Origin of the sequence: Nocardia sp. NPDC006982, assembly GCF_042869435.1 — a bacterium.
GTDB lineage: Bacteria > Actinomycetota > Actinomycetes > Mycobacteriales > Mycobacteriaceae > Nocardia.
The window spans coordinates 135,709-147,976 of sequence record NZ_JBIAFV010000019.1 but is presented as its reverse complement, the minus strand read 5'-3'; the positions used below and the strand labels follow the sequence as shown (position 1 = coordinate 147,976).

11 protein-coding genes are annotated in these 12,268 nt (G+C 64.6%); 5 read left to right on the top strand and 6 right to left on the bottom strand.

What is annotated here, in order from left to right; translation table 11 throughout:
* Positions 1–4 precede the first annotated feature (4 nt).
* The 4 genes from ACFYOW_RS42420 to ACFYOW_RS42405 form a co-directional block, all read right to left on the bottom strand.
* Positions 5–862 carry a MaoC/PaaZ C-terminal domain-containing protein gene (locus ACFYOW_RS42420; RefSeq protein ID WP_387296547.1) on the bottom strand — a complete coding sequence of 286 codons (858 nt, stop codon included), beginning with the start codon at positions 860–862 and terminating at the stop codon, positions 5–7.
* Positions 863–882: 20 nt separating this feature from the next.
* A complete protein-coding gene (locus ACFYOW_RS42415; RefSeq protein WP_387296545.1) occupies positions 883–1,695 on the bottom strand; it encodes an SDR family oxidoreductase in 813 nt (270 codons plus the stop codon).
* A gap of 63 nt (positions 1,696–1,758) precedes the next feature.
* Positions 1,759–2,589 (bottom strand): SDR family oxidoreductase, encoded by an 831-nt coding sequence (locus ACFYOW_RS42410; RefSeq protein ID WP_387296543.1) that lies wholly within the window; start codon positions 2,587–2,589, stop codon positions 1,759–1,761.
* The gene (locus ACFYOW_RS42405) at positions 2,586–3,467 is read right to left on the bottom strand and encodes an SDR family NAD(P)-dependent oxidoreductase (protein ID WP_387296541.1); all 882 of its coding nucleotides are present in this window, start codon (positions 3,465–3,467) and stop codon (positions 2,586–2,588) included. Before ACFYOW_RS42405 ends, ACFYOW_RS42410 begins: the two co-directional genes overlap by 4 nt.
* A gap of 247 nt (positions 3,468–3,714) precedes the next feature.
* Here ACFYOW_RS42405 and ACFYOW_RS42400 point away from each other — a divergent pair, with 247 nt between their 5' ends.
* The gene (locus tag ACFYOW_RS42400) at positions 3,715–4,932 is read left to right on the top strand and encodes a MaoC family dehydratase N-terminal domain-containing protein (protein ID WP_387296538.1); all 1,218 of its coding nucleotides are present in this window, start codon (positions 3,715–3,717) and stop codon (positions 4,930–4,932) included.
* On the opposite strand, the gene ACFYOW_RS42395 is transcribed toward ACFYOW_RS42400, so the two are convergent.
* Both ACFYOW_RS42395 and ACFYOW_RS42390 read right to left on the bottom strand, forming a co-directional pair.
* Complete coding sequence (locus ACFYOW_RS42395) at positions 4,895–5,728, bottom strand: enoyl-CoA hydratase-related protein (protein ID WP_387296536.1); 834 nt, start codon at positions 5,726–5,728, stop codon at positions 4,895–4,897. The two genes, ACFYOW_RS42400 and ACFYOW_RS42395, sit on opposite strands and share 38 nt — an antisense overlap.
* A 123-nt stretch (positions 5,729–5,851) precedes the next feature.
* A complete protein-coding gene (locus ACFYOW_RS42390; protein WP_387296534.1) occupies positions 5,852–7,066 on the bottom strand; it encodes an amidohydrolase family protein in 1,215 nt (404 codons plus the stop codon).
* A gap of 402 nt (positions 7,067–7,468) precedes the next feature.
* Here ACFYOW_RS42390 and ACFYOW_RS42385 point away from each other — a divergent pair, with 402 nt between their 5' ends.
* The 4 genes from ACFYOW_RS42385 to ACFYOW_RS42370 are packed head-to-tail and all read left to right on the top strand — an operon-like array spanning position 7,469 to position 12,267.
* Positions 7,469–8,911, top strand: a complete 1,443-nt coding sequence (locus ACFYOW_RS42385) for an aldehyde dehydrogenase (RefSeq protein ID WP_387296532.1) — start codon at positions 7,469–7,471, stop codon at positions 8,909–8,911.
* 49 nt (positions 8,912–8,960) lie between these two features.
* Positions 8,961–10,655 (top strand): GMC family oxidoreductase, encoded by a 1,695-nt coding sequence (locus tag ACFYOW_RS42380; RefSeq protein ID WP_387296530.1) that lies wholly within the window; start codon positions 8,961–8,963, stop codon positions 10,653–10,655.
* Positions 10,652–11,407 carry an SDR family NAD(P)-dependent oxidoreductase gene (locus tag ACFYOW_RS42375; protein ID WP_387296528.1) on the top strand — a complete coding sequence of 252 codons (756 nt, stop codon included), beginning with the start codon at positions 10,652–10,654 and terminating at the stop codon, positions 11,405–11,407. The genes ACFYOW_RS42380 and ACFYOW_RS42375 overlap by 4 nt, the downstream gene beginning before the upstream one ends.
* A complete protein-coding gene (locus ACFYOW_RS42370) occupies positions 11,404–12,267 on the top strand; it encodes a TIGR03619 family F420-dependent LLM class oxidoreductase (protein WP_387296526.1) in 864 nt (287 codons plus the stop codon). Before ACFYOW_RS42375 ends, ACFYOW_RS42370 begins: the two co-directional genes overlap by 4 nt.
* Position 12,268: the final 1 nt, after the last annotated feature.

Genomic DNA, 12,268 nt, shown 5'->3' with positions numbered 1-12,268 from the left:
GTCCTCAGCCGACCAGTTCCATGGCGCCGAACTTCAGCACGGTCGCGTTACGTGCGGGCACCGTTACTTCGATGTCGAGGTGCGCACCGCTTTCCCAGACGTTCACCCGCAGTGTTTCACCGGGATATACCACCGAGGCGAAGCGGGCCCGGTATTTGCCGACGGCGGCGACATCACCGTTGAGGAATTCGTTGACAACCGCCCGGCATGTAATGCCGAAGGTGGCCAGACCGTGCAGGATCGGACGCGGGAAACCCGCTCGGTCCGCCGCCTCGGGATCCGCATGGATCGGATTCAGGTCACCGTTGAGGCGGTAGAGCAACGCTTGCTGCGGCAATGTTTCCACCTTGATCGCTGCATCCGGTTCGCGATCCGGCCGCACCGGCTTGGGCCGGTCGGGGCTCGCGGGGCCGCCGAAACCGCCAGCACCGCGCAGGAACAGTGAGTACCGGTTGACGAAGACGACGTCGCCGTTTTCGTCGGTCGACGTGGATTCCAGAATCGCCAGCGCGGCGTCGCCCTTGTCGTACACCTCCACCACTCGGCCTTCGGTACGCACCGATCCCGCGGCATCGATCGGCCGCAGCAACTCCACCTCGTGTTCGCCGTGCAGCATCCTCCTCATATCGAAGTTCAGGCCCGGTACGCGGTCCGGGTTCTGAACGCCGCATGAGCCCGCGATGACAGCGAACGAAGGAACCACCTTCATTCGCTCCCCCATCACGTACTGGAGTTCGAGCGGTGACACCGGGTCATGGCCGGCGCCCACGCTCAGGTTGTAGGCCATGGAGTCACGGGCGGCCCAGTTGAACCGCCCCGATGACACCTGCGAACCGATTGCCTGCAAAGGATCGATGGACACTTCGAGCTACTCCTGCTGTTCTACGATTCGGCTGCGTTGCGGCCGAACAACCAACCTTCGAATTCCGCGTCGCTGCGATCCGTCCGATCGGCGATCATCCGCGCAGACTCCGCGGATGTCGGAATTCGCAGCGGTGGATCGTCCATCTCGACGGCGTCCGCGACCACTTCGGCGACGTATTCGACGGATTCGGCCGGTGCGTTGATTCGCGGCGACAGCTCGGCCATATATTCGGCCAACGGCGTATAGACGCCGAAGTCCTCCCGCTTACCCACCCGACGATCGCCGAACCCGCTGGACACCGCACCCGGCTCGACGATCACGACGTCGATGCCGAAATCTCGCAGTTCCCAGCGCAAGGCTTCGTTGAGCGCCTCGAGCGCATGCTTGGTTGCCGCGTAGTGGCCTGTGAACGGCATGGCCCGCCGCCCGGCGACCGACGAAACGGTGACCAGTCGCCCGCGTCCCCGCTCCCGCATCGCCGGAATGAACGCCTGGGCTACGAGCATCGAGCCGAGCACGTTGGTCTCCCAGATCGCACGCATCTCATCCGCGGTTGCCATCTCGACGGGCAGCCTCATACCGACCCCGGCGTTGTTCACCACCACATCGACCGATCCGACGCTTGCCGCAAGCTTCGCGACCGACTGAGGGTCACGTACATCCAGCTCGACCAGCTCGACTCCGTCGACGCTCCCGGTTCCCGCCGGATTGCGCGATGTACCGATCACTCGGTGCCCGCGCCGGGCCAGTAATCGGGCGGTCTCGCGTCCGATGCCGGCCGAACAACCGGTTACCAAAACGTCGAGTTTGTTCTGCGATTCCACTTCCACGTCGCTGTTACTCCTCACTGCGCCGCGGCACCGACGCCTCGGGTTGGCCGCCCATGCCTGCTGTCATCCGACCGTGTCGATGAAAAGGTCCGTTTCGGGGCATTCCCCGCCGCCGTAGCGGCGGAAATCCGTCACACCTGCCTCTCGCAGTACTTCTTCGTCGATCAGCGTTCGGCCGGTGAGATCGGCCGGTGCCGAGGCGAGAATCTCGATCGCCGCATCGGCCATGATTTGCGGGGACCGAGACGCAGCCGTGGCGGATTCTCCACCCAGCAGGTTCTGCACTGCCGCAGTGGCGATCGTAGTCTGCGGCCACAGGCAGTTGGCCGCGATTCCCGAGCCGCGGAACTCTTCGGCGAATCCCAGCGTGAGCAGTGTCATCGCATATTTCGACACCGTGTAGGACGGATGCGCCCCCAGCCATCGTGGGCTCATGTTCAGCGGGGGGGACAACGTGAGTACATGCGCTGCAGTCGATTTCGCAAGAAGCGGCAGACAGGCTCGAGTCAGGAGAAAGGTGCCCCGATAGTTGATCTGCTGCATCAGGTCGAAGCGCGAGACCGACAGCTCCGAGGTCGCAGCCAGGTTCAGCGCACTGGCGTTGTTGATGCAGATATCGATGCCGCCGAAGTGCCGCTCCGCGCTGGACACGAGTCGATCGACTGCTTCCGGATCGCGAAGATCACCCACGACGCCGATCGCCTTGCCACCGACGGCCTCGATCTCCGCCACTGCGGTGTGCACGGTGCCGGGGAGGCGCGGATCGGGCGTGTCGGTCTTGGCGAGAAATGCCACATTCGCCCCGTGGCGCGCGGCCTCCACCAGAATCGCCAAACCGATTCCCCGGCTGCCGCCCGACATGACGACGGTTCTGCCTTCGAGCCTGCCGCTCATGCCTGCGGATCACTTTCGCACAGCTGCGGAAGCTGTACCGACAGCTCGGCCACGGTCCAACGGGCATCCTGCGTGAGTTGCGCACGATGCTTCCAGGAGTCGACCACGCTGATGTGACCACCACGCACATACAAGGTTTCGGCGGTCAGCGGGCAGTCCGCAGTGAGTAGATAGGCCACTACCGGAGAGACATTGGCAGGGTCGTATTCGTCGAAGGCGCCGGGGTCGTCCGGTGCCGCGACGATCTCGCCGACACCGGGCGCGGACTCCGTGAGCCGCGTGCGGGCCGCAGGCACGATCGAATTGGACCGCACGCCGTAACGGCTGAGTTCGGTGGCGCACACCTTCGAGAACATGCCGATTCCGGCTTTTGCCGCCACATAGTTCGCCTGCCCCGGGTTGCCGAAGAGGCCGGAACCCGAGGAGGTGTGCACGACCGACGCCGCGACGCGCTCACCGGCCTTGGTTTGGTCTCGCCAGTAGGCCGCCGCCCATCGGGTGGGCACGAATGTTCCGCGCAGATTGACGTTGATGGCGAAATCCCAATCGTCTTCGGTCAGGTTCACCAGGTACTGATCGCGCAGCGCACCGGCGTTGTTGACCAAGCCGTCGAGCCGACCGAACTGCGACACCGCGGTCTCGACCAATGTGCGACCGGTCTCCCACTGCGTGATGTCGCCGGCGACGGCGATCGCTTTACCGCCCAGAGCGGCGATCTCGTCGACGACATCGGCTGCGGCACCACGTTCGCCCTCGGTCCCCGGAAGGTCGGTGACGACCAGCTGCGCCCCCTCCTGCGCCAGGAGCAGTGCATGGGCGCGCCCCAGACCTCTGCCACCGCCGGTGACGATCACTACCCGCCCATCGAGAGATCCCATTTGCCACTACCTCCAGCGCTGTACCAGTTTAGTATACTGTTCTAAGCCGAGAGTATGCATGATTCGCGCGGCGGAATCCAGCCCCGCCACTATAGAGTCGCTATCTCGCCGGACCGCGCCATTCGAGGCGGCCGCGACATACAGGCTACTCTTTTGCAAAGCTATTTAGTATTCTCTTCTCGATGCGTGCAGTGCGCACCCCGGCGGGCATGTCCAGTGCGCACCGGGTCGAGCTCTGGGAGAAGGTATGACTGACGGCTTGATTCATGGAACGATCACCGACGAATCGCTGGCCAAGATGCGCGCGCGGATCGGCACGCCCAATCCGACGCTGCGCACCGGATTCGTCACCTGGCCGTGGAACGAGACGGCCGGCGTGGATTCGATCCGCCAGTTCGCCCACGGGTACGGCGACCTCAACCCGCTCTACACCGATGCCACCTACGCCGACCGCACAGCCTGGGGATCGGTCATCGCACCGCCCGGGTACGAGTGGACCATGGGTATCGACCGATCCCCCGAGGTCGGCGACGATCTGCGCGAGGCCACCAAGGGCGCATTGCGTGGAGTCCATCTGTTCAACGCCGGCCACGAGGGATGGTTCTATCGCCCGATCACTCCGGGGACTCGCCTCTACCGCAGCGGCGTCCTCGCGGATGTTCAAGTCAAGCAATCCGAGTTCGCCGGTACGTCGGCGATCGCGACGAACGAGCACCGGTGGTGGGACGAGGACGGAACAACCTATGCCGTTCGCCGCCCCTGGTACGTCCATGCCGAGCGCAAGAAGGTCACCTCGGACAACAAATACGCCAAAGACGAACGTGCGCACTACAGCGAAGCGGAACTCGACGAGATCGACGCCGCCTACGACGCGGAGTTCGTTCGTGGCGCCGACACGCTCTATTACGAGGACGTCGATACCGGAACAGAACTCCCACGCATGGTCAAGGGCCCGCTCGTCGTCACGGATCTGATCAACTTCTTCATGGGAGCCGGCTGGTACGGCTACGGGTTCCCGGCGTTGCGGCTCGCACGGGAAAATCGCCGGGCGTTGCGAGGCTTCTACAGCCGCAATGATTTCGGGTCGTGGGATGCCATCATGCGGATCCATTGGGAGGACGACACAGCGCGTGAGGTCGGAGTACCCGCCGCCTATGACATCGGTCCGGTGCGTTGGACGTGGCTCACCCACTTCTGCACCAATTTCGCGGGTGATGACGGCTGGGTCTTCCGTGTTCGCGCCGAGTTCCGGCGATTCAACTACATGGGCGACACGACGTGGATCACCGGCCGAATCACTGAAAAGCGGATCGATGATCGCTTCGGCCCCCTTATAGAACTGGGCCTCACGGGCACGAATCAGCGAGGCCAGGAGAACATCCGCGGCTCGGCGACGATCCTGCTGCCTTCCCGCGAGCGGGGGCCGGTCACCCTTCCGGAGTACCGTTCCGGGGATCCGTCCTGACCTGCCGTTCGGTGTCGGCCGTAGGGCCGGCACCGGGCCGACCGCTTCGCCCGTCGCGGTCCAGTACCGATGCCACCGTGGCTCTGAGGCCGGGGTTGCGCTGAACGGCGCGATAGGCGTCCCGGGATGTGCGCCAAGCTTTTTCGTCGCTTTCATTCGAGATCTCGTCGATGACGTGTTTGGTCTGCAGGACCGCGTCGGCCGGCAGCTCGGCGATCCGCGTCGCGATGTCGTAAGCTCGCGGTAGCGTCATGCCCGGTGGCGTCAGCTCAGACACCACACCCAGCGCATACAACCGCTCGGCGGATACGACGTCGCCGAGCAGCGCGAGATGCATCGCAGTGAACTTGCCCAGTGTCGCGACAGCGCGTATCAGCCCACCTTCCGCGGCGATCAGACCTGCCTTGACCTCGGGCAGGCCGAATTTCGCATCGGTGGCCGCGATGATCAGATCGCACGCGAGTGCGAGTTCCATTCCGCCACCGAGACAATAGCCTTCGACCGCCGCGACGAGCGGTTTGCTGCGCCGCCGACGTGTCACGCCCGCGAAACCGTTCTCATTCACCGAGGGCCGCCCGGCCATTCGCGAACGAAGGTCGGCTCCCGAGCAGAAGGTTCCACTGGCTCCGGTCAGAACGCCGACGCGAAGCTCGGGCGACGACTCCAATTCGTCTATCGCGCGCGAGATCGCCTCCAGCGCAGCGGTATCGATGGCATTGCGGGTGTGCGGGCGGTCGATGACCACCGTCACGACGCCCTCGTCGTGCTGGACCAGGACCGGTGGGTGTTGGCTCATACGCGGACCTCCGAGATTGGCGGCTCGAGCCGACGCCTCCGCATTCGCGAAGCACCCGGCGAGGCTTACGCTCTCGCCGGGTGCTGTCGTCGGGCTTCCGCGTCTTCGACCCGCGCCGTTGCGTTACTTGTCGATTCCGAAACGCTCGAGCCCGAAGCAGGAAATCGCACTTCCGCGGACAAGTTGGTACCGCTCGTCGGCGGTCATTCCGGCCGCGTCGGCGAGGCTCTCGACAACCTTCCGCGTGTGCGGGTAGGTGCTGTCGGAGTGCGGAAAGTCGATCTCGATCATGATGTGATCCATACCGATTTCCGCACGCTGACGAAGCCCGGTCAGATCGTCGAAGATACAGCCGTAGATGTGATTGCGGCCGTAGTGGCTGGGCGGCTCCGGCAGCTTCTCCTGCAGATTGCCGTCGTACATGTGGGCGCGTTTCCAGATGCTGTCCATGCGCTCGTAGATAAATGGCATCCACCCGACCTGTCCCTCACTCAACGCAATCTTGAGGTTCGGATGCCGCACGAAGATCCCGGACCAGATCCAGTCGGTAGCCGCGTGGATCGAGTTCTGGCAGTTCAGCGTCACGCCGACTGCCTGCGGCGCATCCGGCGACGTCGACGGCATACGCGACGACGAGCCGATGTGCATGTTGATCGTCGTCTCGGTTTCGTTGCACGCCTCCCACAGAGGTTCCCAGTAGTCGCCGTGCACGCTGGGCAGCCCCAGTGCGTGCGGGGCCTCCGAGAAGGCGATGGAGTGCGATCCTCGTGCGGCACACCGCCGCACTTCCTGTGCGGCCAGTTCGGCATCCCACAGCGGGATCAAGGTGACCGGGATCAGCCGGCCCGAACCGGCCCCGCCGCACCATTCCTCGATGGTCCAGTCGTTGTAGGCCTGCAGCGCGACCAGCGCGAGTTCCTTGTCTTCGCGTTCGAGGAACGCTTGACCGCAGAACCTGGGGATGGTCGGAAAGCACAGCGAGGCTTCGGTGTGGTTGGCATCCATCGCTGCCAGCCGATCCTCCTGCTTCCAACAGGCCGGATGAATTTCGTCATAGGTCACGGGATCCCGTGACAGCTTGTCCAGCCCATAGATCGCGAAGCCGGCGTGCAGCGGCCAAGCCATGTCCTGATAGATCCAGACATCGGACCAGCCCGAGTGGGGACCGTCCTCACCCTCGAGGAAGACGGTGGCTCCGTTGCGAACCGCGACGCACCCGAACTTTCGTTCGACCCGGGGTCCTTCGGCCCGATACTTGGCCGGCAGCCTGTCCTGCCACAGGTTCGGCGGCTCGACGACATGATCGTCGACGGAAATGATTTTGGGCAGGTCGGACATATTCGCTACTCCTCGCACCGGCGGAAACGCCCTCGGACGGTTGCTGACCCCTGGCGTGCCCGGTACGGCAAGGATGACGGCGCGTCGTCACGCGTATTGCGTTCCGCCACCGGCGCATTCGTCACGTCGCGGCCCCAATCCGGCCCGGGTGTGACGCAGGACATGCCAGCACTGAACATGCTGCACTTGAGTATACTTTTTGTCAACACGCCACTCTTTATATCCTCGCCATTGACGGCGGCGGCGTCAACAAATAGAGACGCTAGGCGCACAACAGTCCGAGATTTTGCCACCAAGTGGGACACCGACTCCATTCGAGACTTGCGCCCAGCTCAGCATATTTAGTATACGGTTATAGTTCGGTGAGACCGTCGTCACTCGGCGACCGAGAATGGAGAGATCGTGTACGAATACGACAAGTTCTATGTCGGTGGGCGTTGGCGGAACCCTGCCGGTACCGGCCGCCGCGACATCGTCTCCCCAGCCACCGAACAGGTCGTGGCCCGCATTCCGGAGGCAACCATCGCCGATATCGATGCGGCCGTCGAGGCGGCGCGCGCGGCGTGGGAGGCCCGGACCTGGCGCGACACCCCTGTCCGGCAGCGAGCGGAGAAGATCGTGGCGCTCGCCGATCTACTGGACAGTCGGGTCGAAGATCTTGCCCAGCGAGTGACGTCGGAAATGGGTCAGCCGATGAACCTGTCGGCGCGTAGCCAGGCCACCGCGATCCGCTTGATTCGGTCCTTCGTCGACGCTCTGGACCGCATCGTGTTCGAGGAACGGCGCCAAGGCCCGTCGGGCCCGGCGACGGTCCGCAGAGACGGTGTCGGTGTCGCGGCTGCTATTTCGCCGTGGAACGGCCCCTTCTTCCTCTCCGTGATCAAGGTCGTGCCTGCGCTGCTCGCCGGTTGTTCGGTGATCGCGAAACCCGCCGACAACACCCCGTTGAGTGGCTACCTGCTCGCCGAGGCTGCCGCGGAACTGGACCTCCCGCCTGGGGTGCTCAGCGTCGTTCCCGCCGGCCGCGAGGCCGGCGCTCACCTCGTAGCCCATCGCGGTGTCGACAAGGTGAGTTTCACGGGCAGCACCGACGCCGGGCGAAAGATCGCTGCGGTCTGCGGCGAGCAACTCAAGAGCGTCAGCCTGGAACTCGGCGGCAAATCAGCGGCGATCGCGCTGGACGATGCAGACCTGTCGGTACTGGTGCCCACCATGGTTGCCGGCGCCTTCTACAACACCGGACAAGCGTGCACCGCACTGACTCGACTCGTCGTTCATCGCTCGCGTTACGACGAAGTCGTCGACGCGATGATCACCGCCGCCAAGAGCATGGTCATCGGTGATCCGATGGATCCGGCTACCCAGATCGGTCCGCTCGTCAGCGCAGAGCAGCGTGAACGGGTGGAGAACTACATCGAAATCGGTCGCTCCGAAGCGACTCTCGCGTACGGTGGCGGCCGTCCCGCCGACCGTGCGAAGGGCTTCTACGTCGAACCGACGATCTTCACCGATGTCCGAAACGATATGAGGATCGCCCAAGAGGAGATCTTCGGTCCCGTTCTGTCGATCATTCCGTTCGACGGCGGCGACGACGAGGCAGTTGCCATCGCCAACGACACCGAGTACGGCTTGCACGGCGCCGTGTTCACCACGAGTCCCGAGCGCGCGGCCGATGTCGCACGGCGTGTGGACTCCGGCACCTTCACCATCAACGGATACGTGAACAACCCGGCCGCACCGTTCGGCGGCGTCAAGGCCAGTGGCCTGGGCCGCGAGTTCGGCGCGGAAGGTATCGAGGAGTACCTCGAATACCGCACGGTCAACGATCCGCGCGCGAGCGAATGACACACGTGGACAGTCCAATTCGAGAACTCCCCCGACAGGAATGAACAACATGAGGAGCTGGCGCCGAGGCGGCACCGAAGCAAGCAAGGAATGGGACTACATCGTCGTCGGCGCGGGCTCCGCCGGCTGTGTGCTCTCGGATCGATTATCCGAGGTACCGAACAATCGTGTCCTGACTATCGAGGCGGGCCCGCTGGTGACATTCAATGCGCGGGTACGGCTGCCCGTCGGCTTGTACCGGATGCCCAAAAAGTTCGATTGGCGCTACGTCGGACAGCCTGATCCCTCCATCGGTGGCAGGGCCGACATATGGTCCGGCGGGCGAGCTACCGGCGGCGGCAGCACGGTCAACGGCATGATCTGGGTCCGCGGCTCCGCCGCCGACTACGAGGCGTGGGAAAAGGCCGGCGCGACAGGATGGGGCTACCGCGACGTCCTCCCGTACTTCCGGCGCGCGGAGACCTATGAGGGTGCGGCAAATGCATTTCGCGGCAAATCCGGGCCGCAGTACGTCTCCAAATCGCGCGTCCGGCATGCACTGAACGAGGCGTTCATCTCCGCGGCGACGCAGGCGGGCCATCGTTTCAACGACGACTACAACGGCGCGGAGCAATTGGGGGCCGCGCAGGTTCAGCTCTCGCAGCGACGCGGCCTGCGCTGGAGCACCTCCGACGGTTACCTGGCTCGGGCCCGGCGACGGTCCAACTTCACATTGTGGTCGCGAACCCAGGCGCTGCGACTTACCGTGGAAAACGGCCGGGTCACCGGAATCCTGGTGCGCCGCAAGGGCAGAACCGTTCATGTGCGATGCGCCCGGGAAGTGGTCCTGGCGGCCGGAGCGATCGGTTCGCCCGCACTGCTTCTGCGATCCGGTATCGGACCCGCCGACGAACTTTCCGGCCTCGGGATCGATGTCGTCGCCGACCGTTCCGGTGTCGGCAGAAATTTGATGGAGCACACCTGTACCCCGGTTTCGTTCGACGTCACCATTCCCAGCCTCAACGACGAGCTCACCGTGGGCGGATTCATTCGGCACGGTGCCGATCTCGTGTTCCGCGGCCGTGGCGCGGCGACTTCCACGGCTGCGCAGGCGCTGGTATTCGGTTCGTTCCAACCGGGGTCCGACCGAACGGACTTCCAGATCATGTTCGGTCCCTTCGATATGACGCAGGCCGGCAAGACCTCCGGCAGCGGCCATGACATGCACAAGATGAAGCTCGCCGACCACTCTGTCGCGCGTGCTCTCGTCTGCGCGGTGCATCCGCGCAACCGCGGATCGGTGACCTTGCGCTCGGCCGATCCTGCGGATCCACCGGCAATCAGCTACCAGTTGTACGGAAATCCCGACGACTGCGCAGACATGGTGGCTGCTGTACGCGCGGCGCGCGAGATCGCCCGACAGCCGGCATTCGCCAAATACGTCGAGAAGGAAACGTCGCCTGGTGCGGCGGTAGAGTCCGACGAGGAGATTCTGGCCGCTATCAGGGCGCGATCCTACGGTGGCCAGCACGCGTCCGGAACTTGCCGGATGGGCAGCGATCACGAGGCCGTCGTGGACCCGTCGCTGCGCGTCAACGGGGTAGCCGGACTCCGCGTCGCCGATGCGTCGGTCATGCCAACGCTGACCAGTGGTAACACCAACGCACCGGTGATCATGATCGCAGAGAAGGCAGCCGATCTCATCTTGACGGATGAGACTGGTGACATTACGTCCGCCGTTCTGGAAAGGGCTGAAAGCCATTGACCGACGAGCCGATACCCGTGGCCGTGGTCACCGCCGCGGGCGGGATGATGGGCACCGCCATTGTCGAACGACTCGCGGCCGCGGGATATCGGCTCGTCGTCAACGATCGCCGCGACAGCGGGGTCGAGGCCGCCCAGGCGAGCGCGCGCGAAGCCGGAGCCGAGGCGGTTGCGGTGGCCGCGGACGTGAGCGCACGCACCGAGGCCGCAGCCGTCATCAATGCGGCGGCCGAGCGCTTCGGTCGTATGGACGTGCTGGTGAATGTCGCCGGCGGTATCAAAGGACCGGTCGACAATCCGTTTCTCTCGATCACCGTCGACCAATGGCACCGAACGATGCAGGCGAACCGCGACTCGGCGTTCCACTGCATGCAGCTGGCCATCCCCGTGCTGACAGAATCGGGGGGCGGGCGCATCGTGAACATCGGATCAACCAGTTGGGCCGGATCGCCGCTACACGCACATTATGCGGCGGCGAAGGCTGGCCTGGTAGCGCTGACCCGCTCCGTCGCAGCTCAAGTCGGACCATCAGGTATCACTGTGAATATCGTGGCGCCCGGCGGCACCGTCACGCACGCGGCGGATCTGCCCGGGTTTCCCACCGCTGAGCAGTGGCGAACACGTAATCCGCTAGGGCGCCCGAACGAACCCGGAGACATCGCGGATGCGGTCATGTTCCTTGTCGGCACCGGCGCTCGCAATATCTCCGGCGAAATACTCACCGTCGCCGGCGGATTGAATCCGTCGCTGTGACACCACGTTTGGCGATAACACTTGGGCGGCTGAACCCGAAATCCTGGCGCGATGCCGCGCTCGTTGCCGACGAACTCGGCTTCGACGCGGTCTTCGTGTCGGATCATCTGGTCGCACCAGCACACGCTGCGGGCCTGCTACACGGTTCCGATGAATCGCGCCTGGTCGCGCCGGACACGCCACTGTACGACGCGCTCGGCTACTGCACATACCTGGCCGGAATCACCGAACGCGTGAAGCTGGGAACCTACGTGTATCTGCTCGGCCTGCGTCATCCTTTCGTCTCGGCCCGTGCCGCCGCCACCCTCGATCAGGTTTGTGGCGGTCGGACGGTTCTCGGTGTCGGAGCCGGCTGGCTGACTACCGAATGGCAGGCGGCGGGCGTGCCGCCGTCCGAGCGTGCAACGCGGCTCGAGGAAGCGATCCAGGTGTGCCGGCGATTGTGGCGCGAGGACCGCATCGAGCACATCGGGGCTCACTGGGCTTTCCCCTCGGTCGGCTTCGCTCCGAAACCTGTTCAGCCCAACGGTATTCCGATTTTTGTGGGGGGCGAATCCGGCCGGGCTCTGGCTCGCGCCGCGCGCATCGGGGACGGATGGATGGGTATGGGCGGAGCCACGGTCGCGGATACCGCCGCGAAGGTCGACCGGTTGCGTACCCTGCGACAGGAAGCCGGTCGACAGGCAGAGCCGTTCGAAATCACCGTCGGCGGCGAGGTCCGTGGTCCGGACGACCTGACAGCGTGGGCGGCCGCGGGCGTAGATCGGCTCGTCGTCACGCCCTGGCGATCGTCGCGTACGGCGGTCGAGGATCTGCGCGACTTCGCCGCGGCGGTCGAGATGCGGGCCGAACCACGATGAG